Genomic DNA, 23012 nt, shown 5'->3' on the forward strand with positions numbered 1-23012 from the left:
CTATGGCCGTTCTCGCCCTCGATGTCGGCAGCAAACGCATCGGCGTAGCCGTCGCCGACCCTACCGGCAGTTTCGCCCTGCCCGTGACCGTCATCGAACGCACGAATCTCGCTGCGGACCTGGCGGAGATCCTGGAGCTAGCGGTCGCATACCTGGCTAACGAACTGGTCGTCGGCGATCCCGTACGGCTCTCCGGCGAACGCGGGCCGGCGTCCGACAAGATGGATCGTTTCGTAGATGCGCTCGCGCGGGTCTTTCCGGGTACGATTCACCGCGTGGACGAACGCCTGACGACCGCTCAAGCGACCAAGACGCTGATCGCCGCCGACGTTTCCCGCGCAAAACGTCGTGCCGCCGTCGACAAGATGGCTGCGGCGCTGATTCTCGAGAGTTTCCTCGCTCGCCGCCGCGGTCCGAGCACGTGATGCGCGTTTTGCGCCTGCTCGTTGCGATCGTGATCGTCGCCGCCGCCGCGGCCGGTCTCTGGCTGCGCGCTTCGATCTTCAGCGATCGCTCGCATCCGAGCAGGTCGACCCAAGTCATCGTTCCGCGCGGCTCGACCTTTCACGATATCGCCGATCAACTGGCGGCCGGCGGCGTGATCGGCAACGCGTTTGCGTTCCGTCTCTACGCGAAGCTCAAACACGAGGACACCTCGGTACGCGCCGGCGAGTACCGCTTCGCACCGCATCAGACGCCCAACCACGTGCTCGATCAACTCCTGACCGGCGGCGCGCAGATCGCGAAGTGGGTCACGTTTCCTGAGGGTTTCACCGACGTTCAGGTGGCGCACCGTTTGGCGGACGAGGGCTTCGGCGACTGGCGCCGTTTCGCGTCGGCGTTCGCACGCGACACGATCGTGGTGGGCGGGGTCCGCACGAAGAATCTCGAGGGCTACCTCTTTCCCAGCACGTATCTCGTGCCGCTCGGCGCGAGCCCGAACGTAGTCGAGGCGATCATGACGGCGCAGTTCCGAAAGGAACTGCCGCACGGCGCCGCCTCCAAAGCGAAGGCGTTGGGGCTGAACGTCCCGCAAGTCGTAACCGTGGCGTCGCTGGTTCAACAGGAAGGCAAGGCGGACGAGGAGCGTTCGCTCATCGCAAGCGTCATCTACAACCGGCTGCGCCTTCACATGCCGCTGCAGATCGACGCCACGCTCGAATACACGCTGGCGCACCATAAAGATGTGCTGACCTTTGCAGACGTCAGGACGGATTCGCCGTACAATACGTACAAGCACGAGGGTCTGCCCCCGACGCCGATTGCAAACCCCGGGCAGCCGTCGATCGCCGCGGCCTTCGACCCCAAAACGTCCGGGTATCTCTACTACGTCGCCAAACGCGACGGCCACTCCGCGTTTGCGAAGACGCTGGCTCAACACGAAGCCAACGTCCGCAAGTATCTCAAGTAAGGAGCTCACCATGTCATCCAACGGCGAGTCGAATCAACCGGCCGCTCTCGAACTTCGCGACGTGCTGGTGATCCAGACGACCGATGAAAAGGAACTCGAATTTGAGGTCGTCGGTCTCGTCGAGGATGACGAGAAGAACTCGTACGCGGTTCTGTATTGCGAGAAAGACGACGAGTTCGTGGTCACCGATGCCAAGGGCAGCCTGCTCAACGACGACGAACTGGCGCAGGAGATTCTGGACGATTTCTTCGTCCTCGCCGAAGAGTCGACCGAAGAAGGAGGGGACGCCTAATTCGCGTCCTGTTTCTCTCGGCGAACGTGGGCGTCGGCCACATGGCCGCCGCATCGGCCGTGAAAGACGCGCTCGCGCAGATCGATCCGCTCGTCGAAACGCAGGTCGTGGACTCGTATAAATACGCGGCCTCGGTAGTCTCGCGCGTGGTTTCCAACGGCTATCTCGGGATGGTCAAAACCATCCCGCAGATGTATCGTTTTCTCTACCATCGCGCCGAGCGCGCGACCGAGGTAGGTCCGTTTCGCACCTGGGTCCATCAGTTTACGGCGAGCAACCTGCGCGCGCTGATCGAGACGCAAGCCCCCGACGTCGTCGTCTGCACGCATGCGTTTCCGTGCGGAGCGATGGCCGAATACAAGAAGCAATTCCCCGACGCCCCGCCCGTCGTCGGTGTAGTGACGGACTTCTGCGTGCACTCGTTTTGGATTAACAAGAACATCGAAGGCTACGCGGTCGCCACATCGGAGATGCGCGAGACGATGATCGCGCGCGGCGTGAAAGCCGAGCGGGTCGTCGTCTCCGGCATTCCCGTGCAGCGCGCGTTCGCGTTGCCGCACGAGCCGGCAGACGCCTTACGCGACCGGCTGGGATTGCCGAAGGACCGCTTCATCGTGCTGCTCATGGGCGGCGGCCTGGGGATCGGGCCGCTCGAAACGATGATGCGTTCGCTCGACGAAATCGATCTGCCGATCTGCGCGGTCGTGATCGTCGGGCGCAACGCGCACCTGGAACAACGGGTATTGGAATCGGCCAACCACGTGAAGTACCCGCTGCGCGTGATGCGGTTCGTGAACAACGTGCACGACTACATGCATGCAAGCGACGTGCTGCTCACCAAGCCCGGCGGCCTTACCTCGGCCGAAGCGCTGGTCGCGGGAATTCCGATGGTGCTCTTCAAACCGCTGCCGGGACAAGAGGAACGCAACACGCGGTACCTCGTTGAGCGCAAAGCGGCGCTGCGCGCAAAAACGGAACGCGATCTCACGCGCACGGTGCGCCGGCTGCTCGAGTCGGAGGATCTGCGCGCCAAGATGCGTGCTTCCATGAAGGACCTCGCGCGTCCCGATGCGGCCCGCGACGTCGCAACCCTCATCGCGTCCCTCGCGACGCGCCACGAAAAGGCGGTGCTCGTCTAATGCTTCCATCACCCCGATACTACGCGACCTGGCTCGCGATCGCGCGGATATTCACGGGCGTATTCTGGCTCGCTCACGGTGTCGGCAAGTTCCTCAACAGCGCGCAGTATCTGCCGCCGGGCGGCTTTCTGCCCGGGTTCGTCGCGAAGGCGACGCAAGGCTCGACGGGGTTCTATCACGACGTCCTTTTAAACGTGGTGACGCCGAATCTGGCGCTCGTTGCAGAACTCATCCGCGTCGGCGAAGTACTCGTCGGATGCAGTTTGCTTTTCGGTTTGTGGACGCGCCTCGGCGCGCTCGGCGGAATCTTCCTCGCGCTCAACTACATCTTCGCAAAGGGCGGCGTTTCGTCGTTCGATACGCTTGGCTCGCTCGATTTCGCGGCGCTTGCTTTGTCGGCGATCAGCTTCGTGATTCCAACGGGACGAATGCTCGGCGTCGATGCGTTGCTGGGTCGCAAGCCCGCCGAGCCCGTTCTCGTTCCGGAATTCGTCGACGAACCCGCTCCGGCGCCGGTGACGATGGGAACCGCGCCGCCGCCCGAGCCGCCCACGCAGTAGGAATTGTGCGGCCATGCCCTGTATATGGGGCGGTCGCCTACGGAGAGGTGGGTGAGTGGCTAAAACCAGTCGTTTGCTAAATGACCGAGGGGCACAAACCCCTCCGAGGGTTCGAATCCCTCCCTCTCCGCCAGCAACCTCCGGCAAGACGACAAAAGCTGGGAGGTAATAAAAAAAGCCGCAACGTAAACATGGCGGCTGCGTGCGGTCGTAGCTCAATTGGATAGAGCAACAGGCTACGAACTTGTAGGTTGGGGGTTCGAGTCCCTCCGACCGCACATTGTGCGAGATGCGCTCTCTTGATCGGAGAGCGTATTTCTTTCCCGGATTCGCCCGTGCGAGTTCGTCACTTGAAACGGCGCCGCCGGGTCTGGTAGAGTAAATCGTCGAATCATACTCGGGCGAGGCTCGGTAGCTCAGCGGTAGAGCAGGGGACTCATAAGCCCTTGGTCGGGTGTTCAAATCACCCCCGAGTCACCAATAGACGGACCGGCCGCCCGGAAGGCGGCCGGCTCCGCTTTCTACAAGGACCACCAGATGTCAACGATCCCGTGCGATTTCTGTCCTCACCCGGTGGATCGGGCCCAGATGGAAGAGATTGAGATTTCGCACTACGTGCCGGATAGTTCCGGCGACGATCTCGCGTACGCGCGCACGTATTTTTTCGGTCATCCCGACTGCGTCCGCAAGTTTTACCGAGGACTCGTCGATCATAAGCTCGATCTTTTCAAACACATACCGAGCGCAGGCAACTCACCCGAGAGTCCTCGCTAGCCTTGTGCGCCCGTAGCGTAGCTGGATAACGCGCGGCCCTCCGAAGGCTGAGATCGGGGGTTCGAATCCCTCCGGGCGCATATAAAACTATTTTGAACGACGAAGCATACATCCGCCGAGCCATGGAGCTCGCGCAGCGAGCGCAGGCCGGGGGCGACGTCCCAATCGGGGCGGTGCTGGTCAGCGGCGATCTGCAGCTCGAGGCGAAGAACGAGAAGGAACTCCGTCCCGACGCAACCGCGCATGCCGAAATGCTGCTGCTGCGCGAAGCGGCGCAACGGCTGCAAGCGTGGAGGCTCTCCGACGCGACGATCTACGTGACGAAGGAACCGTGCGCCATGTGTGCGGGCGCGATGATTGCGGCTCGCATCAAGCGCGTGGTCTACGGTTGTCCCGATCCCAAAGGCGGCGCGGCGGGCAGCGTGCTCGACGTGTTGGCGCATCCGTCGCTCAACCATCGCGTCGAAGTGACGGCCGGCGTTCTGGAAGCGGAGACCGCCGCGCAGCTGCAAGCGTTCTTCCGCGCTCGTCGCTAGAAAGGATTTCATCGGGCGTCGCGAATCAGCGGTCCTTTGTGTGCGCTGCGCTACATCCTCTGGAGAGGTGGTCGAGCGGTTGAAGGCACCCGCCTCGAAAGCGGGCAGACGTGATGAGCGTCTCGAGAGTTCGAATCTCTCCCTCTCCGGATGTAGTGAAAAGCCCCGCCAACGGCGGGGCTTTTCTTAGTGCGTTGGTGCCAGACGCGGGTCCGGCGCGATTGCCGGAAATGCGAATTGATCGTACGTGACGTCGGCGACCACGTTGAAGTTGAGTCCGAACACGTGCTCGGCGGAGCCGAACGTGCCGTGCGTGATCACCCAGTGGCCGTCGAGAACGTGGTAGTCCAGCGCGATCGTTTCGTCGCCGCCGGTCGTGCGCATCTCGACGTGCGCGACCAGCTTCGTCTGCGGATCCTCCGTGACGTCCGCCGCGTAGAAGCCGCTCGAAGCCCGCGGCGTCGGCGTCGCGATGAAGTGCAGGCGCGCGTCGGTCGAATCGGGCGCGTAGCGCACGTACAACGTGCTGATGTAGGGAACGACGGCGTTGACGGTTGGATCGCGCGCGGGAATCGCATAGTAACCGACGTCCTTGCGTTCGAGCGTGATGTCCACGCGCTTGAGGTTCGCGAAATAGCTGAACGTGAAGCCCTGCGAGAGCGGATCGAAGTAGGGAATGATCGGAAACGCCTGGCCCGTACGCTCGCCGCCGGCGGGGAGATCCTGCATGACCGCAACGTCGTCGGCGACGCGCACTTTTACCGAGCGGTCGATGTCTTGCGCGCGGCCGAGGGTGGGCGCCGTTACGTGCGTGCGCTCGCGATAGACGATATATGCAGGCGCCGTCGTCTGGTACGCGACTGCCGTTCGGTTGAGTAAGAGCGCGTAAGCGAGGTCGGCCGGAATCATCCCGAAGCCATTTCTCCGAAAGGGTCGCCGGTACCGCCGCATAAAGACGCGGTATGACCGTGATCGTTCCCTCGCAAGACGTGACCGAGCGCGTGGTGCGCTTGCGCCGCGAGATCCATCGCCATCCCGAACTCGGATTCGAAGAGGTGCGCACGCAAGCGCTCGTCGAGCGCGAACTCGCCGATCTCGGCATCGAGCATCGCCGCATTGCGAAGACCGGCGTGATCGGCGTGATTCGCGGCGCCAAACCCGGACGCGTGGTGGGGCTGCGTGCCGATATGGACGCGCTGCCGATTGCCGAACGTTCGGGCGAGCCCTTCAGCTCGGAAGTCGACGGCAAGATGCACGCTTGCGGCCACGACGCGCATACGGCGATGCTGCTCGGCGCCGCGCGCGTGTTGCGGGAGCGGCGCGACGAGTTGTGCGGCAGCGTCGTGCTGCTCTTTCAACCGGCCGAAGAAGGGCCCGGCGGCGCCGAACCGATGATCGCGGAAGGCGCGCTCGACGACCCCAAGGTCGAAGCCGTTGCGATGCTTCATGTCGATCCGCGTCTGGAACCGGGACAGATCGGCATTACGCCGGGGCCCGTGAATGCCTCGGCCGACGAGTTTCACGTGACGGTCACCGGCCGCGGCGGTCACGGTGCGTATCCGCACACGGCGGCCGATGCGATTCCGGCGACGGCTGCGATGATTTTGGCGCTGCAGAATATTGCGGCGCGCGAAACAGATCCCCTCAAAAGCGTCGTCGTGACGATCGGCACGATCGTCGGCGGCTACCGCAACAACATCATCGCGGACGAAGTAAAGATGACCGGTACCTTTCGCGCGCACGATCCGGAGATTCGGGACGCGCTCGAAACGCGCGCGCGCCGCATCCTCGAAGGCGTGGCGGCCGCGTACGGCGTCGGCGCAAAACTCGACGTGCTCTACGGCTATCCGCCGGTGGTGAACGACGCGGTGCTCGCCGAGAATTTTTCGCGTTACATGAAAACGCACTCGACGCTGTGCGTCGAACGACCGGCGCCGACGATGGGCGGCGAAGACTTTGCGTACTTCGCGCAGCGCGTCCCCGGCGTTCACGCCCGGCTCGGCATTCGCAGCGAACGCGCGGGGTCGACGTACCCCGGACACTCCGCTCAATTTCGCATCGACGAAGCGGCGCTGCCGGTCGGCGTGCAGACGCTGGTGGCCTTCGCCATGGGCGTTGGATCGGGCGATATCGCGCTGCCCGCAGCGAACCCCAACCGCTAGTGCGGGTTCTCTAAAGGCACACAATATACAGGGGGAGAACGATAGACCATGGCGATTATGAGCGATGCGCTTCCAAAACCAGGAACGCGTTGCCTCTCCGGCTCGCTCGACATTGAGACGAGTGCCGAGGCCGCGTTTGCCCTGATCTGCTCGGTCGGGAAATGGCCGGTCTGGCTCTCGTTTCTGCGCAGCGCCGAACTCGCGGGAGCGAAGGCTCCCATCGGCCTGGGCAGTGAAATACTCGTGCGCTCGATGATTCCCGGCGAGCCCGAACAGCGATACGAGGTCGACCAGTTCGTCTCGAATTTTCACCTCTCGCTCGTCGGTGCGTTTTCCGTGCGCCGCCGCATCGACTTTCGCGTCGAACGCAAGACCTCGCGCTCGAAGGTTCACGTACGCGTCGAATACCCCGCGTACCACGGCTGGTTCGGTTCGATCTACGATCACCTCACCTCCGGCCGCAAGCTCGCCGCGCTGCTCGAGGATTCCCTCGTCCACTTCAAGAGTCTCGTGGAATACGAAACCCACAAGGACGCGATCCTCGCCGACTTCTAGCGGGTCGGCCGGGTAAATCGGGCCCGCGCCTAGAACAGTCCGCTCTTATGCCGCTCTACGATTATCAATGCTCGACGTGTAAGAAGCTTACCGAAGTTCGCCATGGATTCGACGAGACGTTCGACCAGGCGTGCCCGCACTGCGGCGGCGCCCTCGGACGCGTCTTCAACCCCGCCCCGATCGTGTTCAAGGGGTCGGGTTTTTATATCAACGACTCGCGCCCGAAGGGCGAGAGCAAGCCCGCCGAGGCGTCCACGCCGGCCCCGGCCCCGGCCCCGTCGTCGAGCTCGAAGGAGTCGGCGGCCTAGCCGATGATCGTCTTCGCGCACCCGGGGTGGCTGCTGCTGATCCTGTGCGTCCTCGGCGTTGCGCTCGCGACCGGTTCGCTCGTCCCCGTCGCGCTCAACGGGCTGCGCCTGCTCAGGCATCTCGGACGAACCGCCGACGCCGCACTTTTGAGCGACCTCGAAGCCTTCCCGCCCAAACTCGAGCGCATCGCCCGCGCCGCCGGGGAAGCGGAGCCGCTCGTCGCGCGTGCCAGGGCTGCCATCGACTCCATTCGCTGCGATTTCGAAGCGAGCGGCATTCCGCGGGCGATTTTGACGGTAAAAACCGTTTCGGCCGCGCTGCGGCTACTCGCTCGCGACTTGAACTAAGGCTCCGGCTCGGTCTTCGGCTCGCCGCCCTCGGGCGGCTCCCATTGCCAGCCGGGCCCCGGCATCTGCGGCGGTGCGGCACCCGGCGGTACGGCAAACGGCGCGCCGAACGGCGTGGCCGGAGGGGCGGGTGCGGGCGTCATATCCGGCGGTTGCGGCGCGCCGAACGGAAGACCAGGAACGAATGCCGGCGGCGGCTCCCACTGCGGGGGGACGGGCCGGCTGGCCGGCGGCGGCTGGATCGGCGGGAATTCGTACCCGGCCGCCTCGCTCACGATCGGCACCGGCTGCGGGTAACTCGGCGCCGGCGCCGGCGGAGCTGCGGCCTGTGCGATGCGCGGCGTGGGCGACGGTTCTTCGCGCGGCGTAAACACCGGTAAGGGTAGGGCGCCGGCGGCGGCGCCGACCAATACGAAGCGCGCGGGCGGCAAGATCTGCACGTCGGACCGATTGGCGATCTGGCGCAGTTCGTTGAGGTAGCTGGGCGGCGCATCCTCGACCGCCATCGTGTCGAGTATCAGCTCGATCGTGTCGAGCAGATATTCGCGCGGCGGAACTTTCGCAAAGGCGAAGACGTGCTGCGAAACCTCGGCCTTCACCGCTTGCAGCAATTTCTTCCAATACTCGAGCGGCTGGTAGTATTCAAACTGCCCCAGCTCGCGTTTGGCCTGTGAGTAGAGCAGCGAGATCCGCTTGCCGAGCGGGTCGGCCGGCGGTCCTGGCTCGACGACGGCGACGCGACGCGCGACGCGCGAGAGTTCGGAGATGATCTGAGCGTGAAAGAACGGATCGGTTTCGTGCAAGTAATGAAACGAAACGGCGAGTTCGAACGCATCGGTCTTTGCCGGAATGACGGAGGTGCTGCCGCGAACGAGCGTCGCGCCGATATCGGCAAAGCGCCGGATCACCTCGTCGCGATGCTCGATCACGCTGACGATCGCGCCGGCGTCGATCGCGCGCCGCACCCACTTGCCGTCGGGTCCGTAGCCGCAAAAGAGCACGGCTTCGCCGGGCGAGACGACGAGCGCGTCCCAGATCAGATTTTCAATGTACCGGGCTTCGCGTTCGAACTCATCGACCGAATAACGCGGTTCGATGTTCATGCCTGCGCCCGTGCGAGGGTCTGGGTGAAGTCGGGAAAGCTCACGTCGATGCTGGCTTCGCTATCGATGGCCAGGGGCCCGGCTCCAGCGGCGAGTGCGGCCACGCTCATTGCCGTGCGATGGTCGTGATGGGTCTCGATCAGCGCGCCGCCCGCGACCGGCGCCCCGCCGGCAATCGCGATGCCGTTGGGCAGGTGTTCAACCTCGACGGCGACCGCGGCGAGCATGCGCTCGATCGCTGCCACCCGGTCCGATTCCTTGGTCCGCAGTTCGCGGATGCCCGTAATGCGGGTTTCGCCGCGCGCGAAGGCAGCCGCTACGGAGAGCACGGGAATTTCGTCGATCGCTCGCAACGCGAGTTCCGCCCCGATTTGCGTGCCGTGTAAGTGCGCGTGCCGTACGACGACATCCGCCACGGGCTCGCCGCAGCGTTCGCGTTGGTTCTCGAGCGAGATGGAAGCGCCCATCTGTAACAGCGCGTCGAGCAACCCGGTGCGCGACGGATTCACGCCGACGTCTTCGATCGTGAGATGACTGCCCGGTGCGACGCTCGCCGCGACCATGAAGAAGGCGGCGGCCGAGAAATCGCCCGCCACGTCGACGGGCTCGAACGCCGTTGGGCCGGAGCGCAACTCGACGTTCGCGCGATCGAACGCGATATCGGCCCCGAAATAGCGCAACAAGCGTTCGGTATGGTCGCGCGAGCCTTTATCGCCCGCGGTCGCGAGCGCGACGTTTCCAAAGACGCCCGCGAACAGTAAGGCCGACTTGATCTGCGCGGAGGCGGAAACCAGAATGAACCGGCGCGTCTGCGGCGACGCCGTGCCGGCGATCGTCGTTGGCAGCAGACCGTCGGCCGTTTCGATCTGCGCGCCGAACGCGCGCAGTTGCGCCGACACCGGCTCCATCGGACGCTTGCGCAACGATGCGTCGCCGTCGAAGGTCGCACGCAGGTTCGCACCCGCACAGACGCCGAGCATCATCCGCGCCGTCGATCCGGAGTTCATGCAATCGAGCGTCTCGGCGGGATCGCGCAACGGCGCGCCCGTGACGATCGCCGCGTCGCCTTCGTAGGCAATCCGGACGCCGAGCGATTGCAATACGTTAGCGGTAGCGCGAACGTCGCGCCCGGAATTGAGATTGCGAATGGTCACCGGCTCGCGCCCCGCGGCCGCCAAGATCAACGCCCGATGCGAGATCGATTTATCGCCGGGAACCCGAATCCGCCCCCGCAAGGCCCCCGCAGCAAACGTCATCATTTCTAATCTTGTCATCCTGAGCTTGTCGAAGGACGGGCTTGTCGAAGGACGTCGCGTTCCATGGGTTCGACGAGCTCACCCTGACGAGCGAGGGGGGCGCGTTGGTGGGGAAAGTGGGATTTGAACCCACACGAGGGTTACCCGGCCGCTTTTGAGGCGGCTGCGTCTACCGTTCCGCCATTTCCCCAAGCCAAACGACTACGCCCGATTCGCTTCGCGTGCGCCGCGTCCTTGTCACCGCCGCGCCGGAGCGACCGCGGAGGCGAACGCGGCAAGGTCGCTGCGGGTCTCGTCCTCCGAGGCTGCGGCGCGTTCGGCGAAAGCGATTCGGCGCCAGCCGCCGCCGGCAAACGTTAGTTCGACCAGCACGTCGCCGCCCGTGCGAACGGCGTCTTGGGCGCTGACATCGCCTGCGTGCCAGGCGATCATCGTCGATCGACGTTTTGCCGGGTCGTAGAAGGCGTAGCCGTTTGGTGCGCGTAGTTCGACGGACTGCGGCGCGATCGCGAGCGAACTGCGGCTCACGGCAGCTTCGTCCGAAACGGTGCCGTGAAAATCCACGCGTTCGTCCACGGAAAAGCCCGCGACGCCGGGCAGCATCGTAACGACCTTGTCGAAACGAGCGCCTGCCGGCGGCACGTCGGGCGCGTCGTAGGCAAACTCGGCTTGCGCGCGATCGCCCGACTGCAGCACGGTTGTCGCATACGTCTGGTTGAACGTGCCGGCCGCGACGGGATGCGTGTAGCGGCCGATGTAATCGCGCGCGGAGACCGGCAGCGGAACCGCGACGTCGTCGCGCAACGCGCCGATCGTCGTGAAGAGATTCTCCCCGCTCGCCAGATCTTCGAATACCAAGCTGCGGGCGCCGGCGCCCGGCGAGATTACGAGTCGAACCAAACGGTTTTCGAAGACCGCTGCCGGCGATCCGTCTTCAAAAATATCGCGTAGGGAAACGACGGCGGCGTTAGATGCGACCGGTTGGAAATGCTCGTCGAGCGCGACGAAAGCATCCGCACGCAGCGGGACGGACTGCGGCGTTGCCGTCACGTGAGGAGCGTATGCCGGTTTCGACGCGCGCGGATGGACGCGCAACGGGATGACGAGCGCCCCGCGCGCCGGCACGGTTTCCGGCGGCACGTTAACGACAAAACCGTTGAGCGCGATCGCTGCCGCGGGCGTTTGCTGCGGTGCGGTATCGTAGTTGACGATATCGAGCAGCCCCGAGCGTTCGTCGGGCGCGAGCAAGAGCGCCGCGTTCGCAATTCCGCCGGCGGCGGGGCGTGCGATCCGCGCGAGCGCAACCGACGCAACGGTCGCGCCGCCCAACTTTCGATAGGCGGCGAGCTTCTGCTGCACGGAGTCGATGAACGGCAGCGTGACGCCATCGTCGGGCACGACGATGGCCGGGTAACGGTGCAGCTCGGCGAGCGGCGCATAACGCAGGTCGACGAGCGCGCAATTGCGTGCGGCGGCTCGGCACGCCTGTTGGGCCGCGATAGTCGCCGCCGCAATCTGCGCGACCTGCGCGTTGGTTAACGCGGCGGCGTCGTAGGCGCTCGTCAGATAGGCGATGGCCATGTCGTTCTTCGTATGCAGCGTTGCGAGATACGGGCCGTACGAACGCACGAGCGCGCCGAACGCCTGCGTCGGAGCCCAGCGCGGCTGCGCTCCGAGCTGCAGCGAGATCGCGGCGTCCCAACTGTAGAAGATGTTGGTCCACGGCGCCGCCCAGCCGGCGGGGTCGAGCGTATCTTGAACGGGAAAGTTGACGACGCCGCGCGCGCCGATCTGCAGCATCGTGTGCAGCGCGAGCGTCGTGTTCGACGGATCTGCGGCGCGCGGCCGCGGCTCGTCGGCGCCTTGCAGCCAACCGGCCTGAAACTCGCTGCTTACGATGGGCAGATGCGGCTGCGTGCCGAGCAAGGCGGTCGAGAACTCGAGTTGCGAACGATCGTGTTCGCCGATACGGTACGCATCGCTCTGATACCAGTTTCCCCAAGCCCAGACCGGAGCCGACGCGGTGACCTTCATCTGATACGTATTGATGAAGAGCGGCACGGAACGCCCGGTAACGCCTTGGACCACGGAGCGCAGGTACGAGAGATACGCCTGAAAGTGGGGAGCCGGCCACGTTTGATTGTCGATGTACGCGCCCTGATCGTCGTCGAGGGCGATCGCGATCACATCGCGCCGATACGGCGCGATGGCTCGCAACGCCGTTTGCAGCCAGCGAGTTGCGTAGCGCATATGCGTGGCGTTGGCCATCCATTCGGCCGCGGCGTCGTCGGAGTGCGCGTTCTGCAGCGTCGCGGTTGCCGGATAGCGGCCTTCGAGCACGTCGTGCAGCGGCATGCTGTATTCGGGTCGCTCGAGCAGCCACGCAGGGTAGCCGCCGTTGCGCCACTCGTTGCGAATGACCGGACCGGGTCGCACGATCGTCTTGAAGCCATCGTCGTGAATGAGGCGCAGCAGTCCGAGCAGATCGCGGCGCGGATTGGTCCGTCCCGTAAAATCGAAGTCGCCGTCTCGCAGCTCGTGCCAATTCCAGACGACGTAGAGATCGATCGTGTTGATGCCGAGCGCCTTGTAGAGCGCGAGCGAGCGCGACCATTGCGAGCGCGGGATCCGCTCGTAGAAAAACGCGGCGCCGTACACGAAGAACGGCTTTCCATCGACCGTGAAGACGGGATACCCGCCTCGCTGCACGATGGCGCTCGCGCCCCACGTTGCCGTCGAGGCCGTCGCCGGTTTGGCTGCCAGGCCAACGGCGAGCAGCGCGACGATGCCGAGTTTGAGCGCGAACGGCCAGAAACGCCGCGCGCGCGCTGCGATACAATACGCGACCGCGCCGGCGAGTAGCGTCAACGCGCCGTAGAGCATGGCCGCGGAGCCCGACGAGTAGAAGATGAAGCTCCACGCGACTAGCGCGACGATCGCGGGAATGGGATAGAGCCACATTCGAAATGGCGCCGGGCCGCGCACGCGCAGGAGCGCGAGCGCGGCGATCTGCGCGATCGCTTGGATGAGTACGATCCCGGCGGTTAAGAAACTGATAACGCGATCGAGCGTGAAGAAGCACGCCGGCAGCGCGAGCAGTCCAACCGCCAGCAGCGAGACGTGCGGAAAACGGCCGCGCGGATGCAGTCGCGCAAAGACGGGAAAGAATGCGTCGTCCAATGCCGCCGCATACGGAATGCGCGAGAAGCCGAGCAGGAGCCCGTAGGTCGAGGCAAACGCCGTGACCAGAACCAGTACGGTCAGCACCTGCGCCGCGCCCTTTCCCCAGACGCTTGCGACCGCGACGGAGGCGACGTACTGCGAGGTCGCGGAGCCGATCATCTGCTGCCAAGGCACGACGCTGAGAACCGATATTTGCAGCAGCGTATAGAGAACCGCGATAACGGCGATGGAGAGAAGAATGGCACGCGGAATCGTTTTCACCGGATCGACGACTTCGTCGCCGACGAGTGCGGCGTCGTTGTAGCCGCTATAATCGTAGAGCGTGATGACGAGCGCCGCGCCGAGCGCGCCCACGAACGTCCAGTCGAAACGCGAACCGGCGGGCGGAACGAAGACGGCCGCGTGTACGTGCGGCAGGCCGGCAACGATGATGACGATCAGCGTGAGCGTGGCGACGACCGCGAGCCCGAGCCCGATCTTCGCGACGGAGGTGACGCGCCGGTAGAGCAGCGCCAGCACGATCAAACCGAGCGCGGCGGCCACGAGATGCTGCGCGCTCTTCGCGGTCTCGAGTTGCGGAACGAGATACCCGGCGTATTGCGCGAAGCCGATATACCCGCTCGCGAGCAGGAGCGGCGCGGAGAACAAAAACTGCCAATTAAAGAGAAATGCGAATAGCCGTCCCCAGCCGTCTCGCCCGAAAGCCTCGCGCAGGTACACGTAGGTACCGCCCGATCCGGGATAGCGCGACGCGAGTTCCGCCCAAACCAAACCGTCGCAAATCGCGATCGAGGCGCCGACGATCCAGCCCGCGAGCGCGAGCGAACCGTGCAGCGATGCGACGACCAGGGGCACGGTGATCAGCGGTCCGATGCCGATCATCGTGATCATGTTGATCGAAAGGGCGCCGCGCAATCCGATCCCGCGTATCATCGAGCGCAGGTTCGGTGCAGTCGGGCTGCGCCCTGGCGGCGAAAGCCTCGCGCATGAGCGTGCCACAATCCGATCTCGCGCGGCTTCTGCGCCTCGCCGGCGACGTTCGCGTCGACTTTATCGAGAGCGCGGCGTTGCGCGATAACCCACTCGGCGATCCCGCGGAGCGTCCGATCGTGGTCTATCTGCCGCCGGACTACGACGCGCAGGGTTCGCGCCGCTACCCGGTCCTGTACGCGCTGCACGGCTATACCGGCGACGCCGCCGCGCTCGTGGCCGCGCGTCCCTGGGAACGAAATCTCGTGCAATGGGTCGACCGGCTCGTTACCGGCGGCGCGATGCCACCCGCGGTGCTGGCGATCGTGGACGGATTCACGCGTCTGGGCGGTTCGCAATACGTCGATTCGATTCACAACGGCGCCTACGCGACGTACGCGATTCGCGACGTTATCGGACACGTCGATCGCACCTATCGAACGATCGCCCACGCCGGCGGTCGCGCCGTCTTTGGGAAATCCTCGGGCGGTTTCGGAGCGATGTATCTCTCGATGCAGTACCCGGGCGTCTTTGCGGCCTTCGCTTCGCACAGCGGCGACTCGTACTTTCCGTACGCGCATCCGCCGGCTTTTCCGGCCTTGCAGCGCGTTCTCGAGACGTTCGATTGGAATATTCGCGCCTTCGTGGAACGCTTCGAGCGGCAGAACAAGCGCCCTCAGAACGAGTACCAGGCGATGGAGATGCTCGGGTACGCCGCCGCATACTCGCCCCGCAGCGCGAACGCTTTCGATCTCGACCTGCCGTTCGATCGGGCGACCGGCGCGCTCGACGAGGCGGTATTCGCGCGTTGGCGGGCGTTCGACCCGGTTGAGATGGCGCTGACGAAGCAAGCGGAACTCGCCGAGCTGCGGCTTCGTTACCTCGACTGCGGCCGGCGCGACGAGTACGGGTTGGATATCGGTGCCCGGCTGATGGCCGCGCGTCTGCGGGAATTCGGCCTCTCCGTGCAGCACGAAGAGTTCGACGACGATCATCGCAACGTCGGCTACCGCTACGAAGTCTCGCTGCCGGCACTCACGCACGTTTTGGAGAGATCATGAAGCGCCCCTCGATTCATTTCACATCGCGCGCGGTTGCGGCATTTGCAGCGGCCCTGTTTTTCGTGCCGGCCGCTTCGAACGCGGCCCCGCCGGCGAGCGTTCCCGCGCCGGCCGCAAGCCCGGCACCCGCCGCGCCGGTGCAGTTCAGCGATCCGGCCATGCAGTTTACGGCACCGGCGGGGTACTTCAAACTCAACGTTCCGCCGCACGACCCGACGAATTTTTCCCAATCGACGATCGTAGCGGCGTTCGTCAAGAGTCCGGGACGCGACGAGCAGCGCCTCATTACCGTCTCGATGGAGAACTGGGACGGGTTCAGCCTTACCGGTTTCGAGGGCACCAACGAAAACGAGCTGCGAAGCAAAGTCGATTCGCTCTTCGTTTCGAGAAAAGAACAGACCACGCTCTCCAACGGCATGCCGGCGTTTTGGATGGTGCTCTCCGTGGGCTCGGGATTCGCTTCGCAGAAGTGGTATCAGTACGTGTGGGTAGACGGCATGCGCGCCGTTACCGTCGCGATCAAAGCCAAACTCGGCGAACTGGATGAAAAAGACGCGCGCGCGGCGCTGAGCAATCTCTCCGGCGTCGCATACCCGCGCAATCGCCAGTAGGCCGCCTACGCGCGAGCGGGTTCGCGCACCGTACGTTCGAGCGCGCCGCGCAAATCTTCGAGTAAGTCGTCGATATCTTCGATTCCGACCGAGAGGCGCAGCAGCCCGTCGGTGACGCCGCGTTTTTCGCGATCCTCTTTGGGGATCGATCCGTGCGTCATGCGCGCGGGATGGCAGATGAGTGACTCCACGCCCCCCAGACTCTCGGCCAGACTGAAATAGTGCATGCGGCTCGCGAAATCGATGGCGCGCTGCTCGGGTCCGTGCAGCGTAAAACTGACCATGCCGCCGAAACCGCTCATCTGCCGCTTGGCAAGATCGTGCTGCGGATGCGAGGGCAGCCCGGGATAGTAGACGCGATCGACTTCGGCATGCGCTTCGAGGAATTCGGCGACCGCTTGCGCGTTGCGCGCGTGCTCGCGCATGCGAATCGCAAGCGTCTTTGCGCCGCGCATCGTGAGCCACGCATCGTTGGGGCTCGGGACGCCACCGACGGCGTTTTGATGGAACTTTATGAGATCGTGAAACTCGCGATTGCTGGTGAGCGCGGCCCCGCCGATGACGTCGCTATGACCGCCGATGTATTTGGTCGTAGAGTGTACGACGATGTCGGCTCCGAGCGCCAGCGGCTGTTGAAAATACGGCGATGCGAACGTATTGTCGACGGCGACGATCTGGCCGGGTTTGCGCAGCGCGCAGACGGCGCGAATGTCGATGAGCTTGAGCAGCGGATTGGTCGGCGTTTCGATCCAGAAGAGTTTCGTATTCGGTTTGATCGCCGCGCGTACGGCGTCGATGTCGGCCATATCGACGTAGGTGAACTCGAGTCCGTAACGCGCGAGGACGCGCGAGAAAAGCCGATACGTTCCGCCGTAGAGATCGTCGGTCACGATGGCGTGATCGCCGGCCGAGAGCAGATTGAGTACGGCCGCGGTCGCGGCCATGCCGCTGGCAAACGCGCTGCCGTACTCGGCGCCCTCCAACGCGGCGAGCTGCGCTTCGAGCGCGACGCGCGTGGGATTAACCGTGCGGCTGTAGTCGAATCCTTTGTGCGAGCCGACGGCCTCCTGCGTGTACGTTGAGGTTTGATAGATCGGGACGATCGTGGCGCCGGTCGTGGGATCGGCGCCTTGTCCGACGTGGATGGCTTTGGTGCTGAATTTCATGCGCGTTAGACGGCTTTCGGCGTTTCTGAGGTAGAGGAAAGGTAGCTGATGATATCTTGACGCGTGAGCACGCCGATCGGTTCGTCGGCGTCGGTTACGACGACCGCCGGATTGGCAAGGGTCAGCAACCGATAGACCTTTTCGATTTCGTCGCTTTGATCGGCCATCGGGAACGGGCGTCCCATCACTTCGCTGACCGGCTTGTGCAGGATGTCGGCGCGGTCGAAGACCGCCTGCATGACCCCGATATCGTTAATGCTGCCCACGTTTTCGTGTCCGCGCACCACCGGGATCTGCGAGATCTCGTATTGACGCAGTAAATCGAGCGCGTGTTTGACGACGTCGTCCTCGTTGACGGTGATCATCTGTGGCAGCGGACGTTTGCTGCGCAGCACGTCGCCCACCGTGGCGCGGCGTTTGCCTTCGGAGAGGAAGCCGTTAGCGATCATCCACTCGTCGTTGAAAATCTTCGACATGTAGCCGCGCCCCGAATCGGGGAAGAGCACGACCAAAATCGCCTCTTTCGGCAGCGTCTTCGCGAGTTTGATCGCGGCGACGGCCGCGGTCCCGGACGAACCGCCGACGAGCAAGCCTTCCTCGCGCGTGATGCGCCGCGCCATCAGAAACGAGTCGCGATCCGAAACGCGAACCATCTCGTCGATCACTTTAAGATCGACGGTCTCGGGCAAGTACGACATGCCGATGCCTTCGACCGCGTACGATTTCGGAATGTCGCCCGAGTAGATGGAGCCCTCAGGATCGGCGCCGACGACGTGAATCTTGGCGTCGCGTTCTTTAAGATAACGGGCCGCTCCCGAGATCGTTCCGCCCGTGCCGATACCGGCAACGAAATGCGTCAGCTTGCCGCCGGTCTGCTCCCAGATCTCCGGTCCGGTCGTGCGATAGTGCGCCTCGGGGTTGTGATGATTGTGAAACTGATTCGGCTGAAACGCGCCGGGGATCTCGGCTGCCAGGCGATTTGCAACGCCGTAATACGACTCGGGCGAGTCGTTGGCAACGTTGGTCGGCGTCACGACGACCTCGGCACCGTACGCGCGCAACAGATCGACCTTCTCTTTGGACATCTTGTCGGGCATGACGAGAATGCAGCGGTAGCCGCGAATGGCGGCGGCCATGGCGAGTCCGGAGCCGGTGTTGCCGCTGGTCGGCTCGACGATCGTTCCGCCCGGTTTGAGGTGCCCCGCCTTTTCGGCCGCTTCGAGCATGGCTACCGCCGGGCGGTCTTTCACGCTGCCGCCGGGATTCATATACTCGACCTTCGCCAGCACCAAACACTCCGCGCCGTCGGTGACTTTGTTGAGCTTCACGAGCGGCGTGTTGCCGATCGCTTCGAGCGCGTCGTTATAGTAGTGCAGGCCGGTTTGCGGCTGGGCCGGTACCATGGTATCCAAGAGGGACCTCCAAAAACGGGGGGACTCCGAACGCGGTTCAGCACGGCGAGGCGCGCGCCCTCCGCCGCAGTCACGGCAGCCGGAGCCGGCGCGTTTGGGAGCGAACACATGGCTATGAAAGTCGCACGACTCTTCGGAGCGCTGCTCGCGCTCGCCGTCCTCGTCGGCTGCAACGACGGTTCGTTGCCGCCTGGAGGCACCTACTCGACGCTCACCGGCGTCGTGCTCGACCGCGCAACGAACCAGCCGGTTGCAAACGCGACCGTCTTGGTCGATACCGTCCTAAAAGCTACGACCGATGCTGCCGGCAAATTTTCGATCAACGTGCCGAGCGGCGATTACGACTACTCGGTCGAGGCGAACGGCTATAAGACGGTTGCAACGCATGCCGGTCGCGCCGATCCCGGCAAGACCGTTACGCTCAATATCCTGTTAGACCACTGACACGCATCGTCGTCGCGCCCGACAAATTTAAGGGTAGTCTCACCGCCGCGCAAGCTGCAGAAGCGATCGAGCGCGGCATGCGGCCGGTGTTTTCCGATGCCGAATTCGCGCTCTGTCCGATGGCCGATGGCGGCGAGGGCACGGTCGATGCATTCGTGCTCGGCGGCGCGACGCGGCACGTAGCGCGCGTTCGCGGTCCGCTCGGCCGACCGGTGGAAGCTGCGTTCGCGATGCAGGACGGCACGGCGATCGTCGAGATGGCGGCGGCATCCGGACTCGGACTGCTGCGCACCGATGAGTACGATCCGCTTCACGCGACGACGTTCGGCACGGGCGAAGTATTGAAAGCCGCGCTGGATGCCGGCGCGAAACGCTTCGTTATCGGAATCGGCGGCAGCGCCACCAACGATGCGGGCACCGGAATGCTGCGCGCGCTCGGCGTGCGGTTCCTCGACGATTTCGGCGAAGAACTCGGCGGCAGCGTTCTCGAATACAAAAAACTTACCGAGATCGACCTCTCGGGACTCGACCCGCGCTTTCGCGATGCGGATCTGCGCGTCGCCGTCGACGTCGACAATCCGCTCTGCGGTCCCGACGGTGCCTCGCGAACGTTCGGCGAACAAAAGGGCGCAAACGAAGCGCAAATCGCGCTCTTGGATCAGACGCTCGAGCGAATCGCCGACGTTGCCGCGCAGACGCTGCGTCGCGACGATCGCGACGTGCCGGGTGCCGGTGCGGCGGGCGGACTGGGCTTCGCGCTCGTCGCTTTCCTGAACGCGAAGATGGAGCGCGGCGTACAGCTCATCGCGAAAGAACGCGGGCTCGACCGCCTGCTCGAAGGCGCGACGCTGTGCGCGACGGGCGAAGGCAAAATCGACGAGCAGACCCTGCACGGTAAAACGATCTTCGGCGTCGCGCAACTTGCAAAGGCCGCGCACGTACCGGTAGTGGCGTTCGGCGGCGCCATCGATGCCGGCGCGCGGAAGAAGTTGGAGTCGGAGCAGATCGCCGTTCGCCCGATCGCCGCCGACGGCGCATCGGCCGACGATTCAATGCGCCATGCGGCGGAGTATTTAGAACGCGCCGCGCGCGACTACGCCGGAGACTTCGAACGTTCCGGCCGAGCTTGACCGGGTGCCGGCCTCATGAACGAGGCGCGTGCCGCGACCGCGCGGTCGATAACGCCGATGACGACTTCGGCTAAGCGCTGCGGATCGTGGCGAACGTTGATCGTCTCGCTGATGACCTGCGCGCGCACCGGCGTCATGCCCAGCTCTTCGATCCGCGCGATATCGGGCGCGACCGGAACCTGCCCTTCCTCCGCGTAGATGTCGAGCAATTTCGAAGGCGGCTGATCGTTGACGATCACGTAGTCGCAGACGCGCTCGCCCGCATTGCGCAGCAACGCTTCAACGTGTTCGGCCGCGGTCAATGAATCGGTCTCGCCGGGTTGCGTCATCACGTTGCAGACGTACATCTTTACCGCCGGCGACGCGGCGACTTCGCGCGCGATCCGATCGACTAAGAAGTTCGGCAGGATCGATGTGAAGAGGCTGCCCGGGCCGAGCACGATCGCGTCGGCCTCGCGAATGGCGGCGATGACCTCGGCCAACGGCGCGGCAAAAGACGGCTCGAAGTAGACGGTTTCGATGCGTTCGTGCGATTTCGAGATGTTCGATTCGCCTTCGACGATCGTGCCGTCGGCGAGTTTCGCGCAGAGCCGCACGACGCCGAGCGTCGCCGGCAGCACGCGTCCTTTGATATTGAGCACGCGGCTCGACTCTTTGATCGCCTCGTCGAAATTGCCGGTAATGCCGGTCATCGCGGCCAGAAAGAGATTGCCGAACGAGTGGCCGGTGAGCCCCTCGCCATCGTGAAAGCGATAGCGGAAAAGATCGGTCACCATCGCTTCGTCGTCGGCGAGCGCGACCAAGCAGTTACGCACGTCGCCCGGCGGCAAGACGCCCAGCTCTTTCTGCAAACGCCCCGAACTGCCGCCGTCGTCGCTCACGGTGACGACCGCCGTGAGATTGGTGGTTTTGAGTTTCAGACCGCGCAGCAGCGTCGAGAGCCCGGTCCCGCCGCCGACCGCCACGATTTTGTAGCCTTGCTGCAAGCGCATCTCGAGCAGCGTGTCGACGATGCGCCCTTGGCCGCCGATCGCGCTCGCGCCGATGATCGCGCGCAGCCACTGCCGGATTCCGAAGAACATCAGCAGCAGGCCGATCGCGCCGAATATCCACGAGAGGTACGCCGGCGAAAAGTAGTCGTTGACGAAGTCGTCGACGAGTTCGTTGACTTGAAAATGCAAGCCCTGCGCTACCAGGTAGCGGTTGATCGCGTTGACGAGCAGCAGCAGGCCGAGGATCGCTACGACCAGCCAGCGTTTAACTCCGAGCCCGGGATAGCACCACCGAATCAGCGCTACGAAGCGCTCGCGCCATCGCGTCATCGCGTGGTATCTCGCAAGTCGAGATGGATCTGTGCGCCGCCGAGCCCTTCGAGGTGATTGAAGAGCCGGCGCGCGGCGTAGACGGAGCGATGCCGGCCGCCGGTGCAGCCGATACCGATCGTAATCTGCGACTTTCCCTCGTTGCGAAAGTGCGGCATCAAAAAATCCATCATGCTGAATAACCGTTCCAGAAACGGCGCGAGAGCCGGATCCGTTTCGATATACGTTGCCACCGACGCATCGGCGCCCGTCAGCGGCCGCAGCGCGTCGACGTAATTCGGATTGTGCAAAAAGCGTACGTCGAAAAGCATGTCGAGATCGAGCGGTATTCCGTACTTGAAGCCAAACGCGACGATCGTCACGGCGAGGCGGCGCTCTTGTTCGCTCGCCGCAAACGCCTTCACGATGCGGTCTTTTAAGTCGGCGTGCGTGAGGCTCGTGGTGTCGATAACGTTCGTTGCGTGCGCGCGCAGCGAAGCGAGCGTGGAACGCTCGATCGCGATGGCCTCGCGCAACGATCCCGCGGCCGCGAACGGATGCCGGCGGCGCGTCTCGCTATAGCGCCGTACGAGCACCTCGTCGCGTGCGTCCAGAAAGAGGGTCTCCGCTTTAACTCCGGCGGCCGCCGTGCGCTCGATAACCGGAAGCGAGTCGCCGAGCGTGCCGCCGCTGCGAACGTCGAGCGCGATGGCCACGTTGCGAAATTGAGCCTCGTCGAGCAACGCGAGCGTCGCCGCGACCAGCGCGGGAGGAAGGTTATCGACGCAGTAAAAGCCCAAATCTTCAAGAGTCTTCATCGTCTGACTTTTTCCGGCGCCGGAGAGGCCGGTAACGAAAATGAGCCTGTCTACCGCCATGCGCCCGTCCCGGAGCTCTCAACGTCCATGAAGTTGTTTTCGCCCGAAAAGGCCAACGCCCTCATCCCCAAGGTGATGCCGCTGCTCGAAGAACTCTGGACGAAGCGGCGCGACCTCGCGATCAAGCTCCTGGAGAGCGATCCGGGGGTCGGGGGAGTCACCTCGATCCCGCACCCGCGCGTCGCCGGCCTGCGCTCGCCCTTCGCGCCCGGTCGCTTTAGCGAACGCAAAGCGGAGATCGTTCGACTCATCAATCGAATCGAGGCATACGGCTGCATCGTTAAAGACATCGACCTCGGGTTAGTGGATTTCCCCTCGATGCGCGAGGGACGACCGGTCTACCTCTGCTGGAAACCCGGCGAGCCCCAAATCGCCCACTGGCACGAAATCGCCGAAAGCTTCACCGACCGCCG

General features: G+C 64.1%; 24 protein-coding genes and 6 tRNA genes. 21 read left to right on the forward strand and 9 right to left on the reverse strand.

Annotation, left to right across the window (positions count from 1 at the left end; all coding sequences use genetic code 11):
• Nucleotides 1-2: 2 nt before the first annotated feature.
• From ruvX to VIG32_07190, 12 genes are all read left to right on the forward strand, one after another.
• Nucleotides 3-425 carry a Holliday junction resolvase RuvX gene (gene ruvX / locus VIG32_07135; GenBank protein ID HEY8297782.1) on the forward strand — a complete coding sequence of 141 codons (423 nt, stop codon included), beginning with the start codon at nt 3-5 and terminating at the stop codon, nt 423-425.
• Nucleotides 425-1411, forward strand: coding sequence for an endolytic transglycosylase MltG (gene mltG, locus VIG32_07140; protein ID HEY8297783.1), 987 nt, complete (start codon nt 425-427; stop codon nt 1409-1411). The genes ruvX and mltG overlap by 1 nt, the downstream gene beginning before the upstream one ends.
• A 10-nt stretch (nt 1412-1421) precedes the next feature.
• Nucleotides 1422-1703, forward strand: coding sequence for a hypothetical protein (locus VIG32_07145; protein HEY8297784.1), 282 nt, complete (start codon nt 1422-1424; stop codon nt 1701-1703).
• Nucleotides 1704-1729: 26 nt separating this feature from the next.
• The gene (locus VIG32_07150; protein HEY8297785.1) at nt 1730-2842 is read left to right on the forward strand and encodes a glycosyltransferase; all 1113 of its coding nucleotides are present in this window, start codon (nt 1730-1732) and stop codon (nt 2840-2842) included.
• Complete coding sequence (locus VIG32_07155) at nt 2842-3402, forward strand: DoxX family protein (protein ID HEY8297786.1); 561 nt, start codon at nt 2842-2844, stop codon at nt 3400-3402. The genes VIG32_07150 and VIG32_07155 overlap by 1 nt, the downstream gene beginning before the upstream one ends.
• Before the next feature lie 41 nt (nt 3403-3443).
• Nucleotides 3444-3535: transfer RNA gene (locus tag VIG32_07160), tRNA-Ser, on the forward strand.
• 71 nt (nt 3536-3606) lie between these two features.
• Nucleotides 3607-3680: transfer RNA gene (locus VIG32_07165), tRNA-Arg, on the forward strand.
• Between the two features lie 127 nt (nt 3681-3807).
• Nucleotides 3808-3882: transfer RNA gene (locus VIG32_07170), tRNA-Met, on the forward strand.
• Between the two features lie 108 nt (nt 3883-3990).
• Nucleotides 3991-4176: a hypothetical protein gene (locus tag VIG32_07175; GenBank protein ID HEY8297787.1), complete on the forward strand. Its 186-nt coding sequence runs from the start codon at nt 3991-3993 to the stop codon at nt 4174-4176.
• Between the two features lie 6 nt (nt 4177-4182).
• Nucleotides 4183-4256: transfer RNA gene (locus VIG32_07180), tRNA-Arg, on the forward strand.
• A 12-nt stretch (nt 4257-4268) separates the two neighbouring features.
• The gene (gene tadA / locus VIG32_07185; GenBank protein HEY8297788.1) at nt 4269-4712 is read left to right on the forward strand and encodes a tRNA adenosine(34) deaminase TadA; all 444 of its coding nucleotides are present in this window, start codon (nt 4269-4271) and stop codon (nt 4710-4712) included.
• Nucleotides 4713-4773: 61 nt separating this feature from the next.
• Nucleotides 4774-4861 (forward strand) — tRNA-Ser (locus VIG32_07190).
• A gap of 37 nt (nt 4862-4898) precedes the next feature.
• On the opposite strand, the gene VIG32_07195 is transcribed toward VIG32_07190, so the two are convergent.
• Complete coding sequence (locus tag VIG32_07195; protein HEY8297789.1) at nt 4899-5621, reverse strand: hypothetical protein; 723 nt, start codon at nt 5619-5621, stop codon at nt 4899-4901.
• A 53-nt stretch (nt 5622-5674) separates the two neighbouring features.
• Here VIG32_07195 and VIG32_07200 point away from each other — a divergent pair, with 53 nt between their 5' ends.
• Genes VIG32_07200 through VIG32_07215 form a run of 4 tightly spaced genes read left to right on the forward strand, consistent with a single transcriptional unit; the run spans nt 5675 to nt 8085 of the window.
• The gene (locus tag VIG32_07200) at nt 5675-6874 is read left to right on the forward strand and encodes a M20 family metallopeptidase (GenBank protein HEY8297790.1); all 1200 of its coding nucleotides are present in this window, start codon (nt 5675-5677) and stop codon (nt 6872-6874) included.
• Nucleotides 6875-6922: 48 nt separating this feature from the next.
• On the forward strand, nt 6923-7429 hold the full coding sequence (locus VIG32_07205) for an SRPBCC family protein (protein ID HEY8297791.1): 507 nt from the start codon (nt 6923-6925) through the stop codon (nt 7427-7429).
• Nucleotides 7430-7476: 47 nt separating this feature from the next.
• A complete protein-coding gene (locus tag VIG32_07210) occupies nt 7477-7737 on the forward strand; it encodes an FmdB family zinc ribbon protein (GenBank protein HEY8297792.1) in 261 nt (86 codons plus the stop codon).
• Between the two features lie 3 nt (nt 7738-7740).
• The gene (locus tag VIG32_07215; GenBank protein HEY8297793.1) at nt 7741-8085 is read left to right on the forward strand and encodes a hypothetical protein; all 345 of its coding nucleotides are present in this window, start codon (nt 7741-7743) and stop codon (nt 8083-8085) included.
• On the opposite strand, the gene VIG32_07220 is transcribed toward VIG32_07215, so the two are convergent.
• From VIG32_07220 to VIG32_07235, 4 genes are all read right to left on the reverse strand, one after another.
• Nucleotides 8082-9188, reverse strand: a complete 1107-nt coding sequence (locus VIG32_07220; protein ID HEY8297794.1) for a hypothetical protein — start codon at nt 9186-9188, stop codon at nt 8082-8084. The two genes, VIG32_07215 and VIG32_07220, sit on opposite strands and share 4 nt — an antisense overlap.
• A complete protein-coding gene (gene aroA, locus VIG32_07225; GenBank protein ID HEY8297795.1) occupies nt 9185-10447 on the reverse strand; it encodes a 3-phosphoshikimate 1-carboxyvinyltransferase in 1263 nt (420 codons plus the stop codon). Before aroA ends, VIG32_07220 begins: the two co-directional genes overlap by 4 nt.
• A gap of 102 nt (nt 10448-10549) precedes the next feature.
• A tRNA-Leu gene (locus VIG32_07230) sits at nt 10550-10634 on the reverse strand.
• Nucleotides 10635-10681: 47 nt separating this feature from the next.
• Nucleotides 10682-14560: an amino acid permease gene (locus VIG32_07235; protein ID HEY8297796.1), complete on the reverse strand. Its 3879-nt coding sequence runs from the start codon at nt 14558-14560 to the stop codon at nt 10682-10684.
• Nucleotides 14561-14613: 53 nt separating this feature from the next.
• Here VIG32_07235 and VIG32_07240 point away from each other — a divergent pair, with 53 nt between their 5' ends.
• Together VIG32_07240 and VIG32_07245 are read left to right on the forward strand one after the other, a co-directional pair.
• Entirely contained in the window at nt 14614-15657 is a 1044-nt protein-coding gene (locus tag VIG32_07240) for an alpha/beta hydrolase-fold protein (GenBank protein ID HEY8297797.1), read from the forward strand.
• A complete protein-coding gene (locus VIG32_07245; protein HEY8297798.1) occupies nt 15654-16268 on the forward strand; it encodes a hypothetical protein in 615 nt (204 codons plus the stop codon). The genes VIG32_07240 and VIG32_07245 overlap by 4 nt, the downstream gene beginning before the upstream one ends.
• A 5-nt stretch (nt 16269-16273) precedes the next feature.
• Here VIG32_07245 and VIG32_07250 read toward each other — a convergent pair whose 3' ends face one another.
• Both VIG32_07250 and VIG32_07255 read right to left on the reverse strand, forming a co-directional pair.
• Complete coding sequence (locus VIG32_07250; GenBank protein ID HEY8297799.1) at nt 16274-17434, reverse strand: cystathionine gamma-synthase; 1161 nt, start codon at nt 17432-17434, stop codon at nt 16274-16276.
• A 5-nt stretch (nt 17435-17439) separates the two neighbouring features.
• Nucleotides 17440-18837, reverse strand: coding sequence for a cystathionine beta-synthase (locus VIG32_07255; GenBank protein ID HEY8297800.1), 1398 nt, complete (start codon nt 18835-18837; stop codon nt 17440-17442).
• 123 nt (nt 18838-18960) lie between these two features.
• On the opposite strand from VIG32_07255, the gene VIG32_07260 reads away from it, so the two are divergent.
• The gene (locus tag VIG32_07260; GenBank protein ID HEY8297801.1) at nt 18961-19290 is read left to right on the forward strand and encodes a carboxypeptidase-like regulatory domain-containing protein; all 330 of its coding nucleotides are present in this window, start codon (nt 18961-18963) and stop codon (nt 19288-19290) included.
• 5 nt (nt 19291-19295) lie between these two features.
• Nucleotides 19296-20420, forward strand: a complete 1125-nt coding sequence (locus tag VIG32_07265; GenBank protein ID HEY8297802.1) for a glycerate kinase — start codon at nt 19296-19298, stop codon at nt 20418-20420.
• On the opposite strand, the gene VIG32_07270 is transcribed toward VIG32_07265, so the two are convergent.
• Together VIG32_07270 and rapZ are read right to left on the reverse strand one after the other, a co-directional pair.
• Complete coding sequence (locus VIG32_07270; protein HEY8297803.1) at nt 20384-21742, reverse strand: YvcK family protein; 1359 nt, start codon at nt 21740-21742, stop codon at nt 20384-20386. The two genes, VIG32_07265 and VIG32_07270, sit on opposite strands and share 37 nt — an antisense overlap.
• Complete coding sequence (rapZ, locus tag VIG32_07275) at nt 21739-22599, reverse strand: RNase adapter RapZ (protein HEY8297804.1); 861 nt, start codon at nt 22597-22599, stop codon at nt 21739-21741. Before rapZ ends, VIG32_07270 begins: the two co-directional genes overlap by 4 nt.
• A 27-nt stretch (nt 22600-22626) precedes the next feature.
• Between rapZ and VIG32_07280 the strand changes: the two genes are divergently transcribed.
• Nucleotides 22627-23012 (forward strand): DUF2203 domain-containing protein (locus tag VIG32_07280; protein HEY8297805.1); only part of this gene is annotated, 386 nt, incomplete at its 3' end.

Source organism: Candidatus Baltobacteraceae bacterium (genome assembly GCA_036559195.1).
Lineage (GTDB): Bacteria > Vulcanimicrobiota > Vulcanimicrobiia > Vulcanimicrobiales > Vulcanimicrobiaceae > JALYTZ01.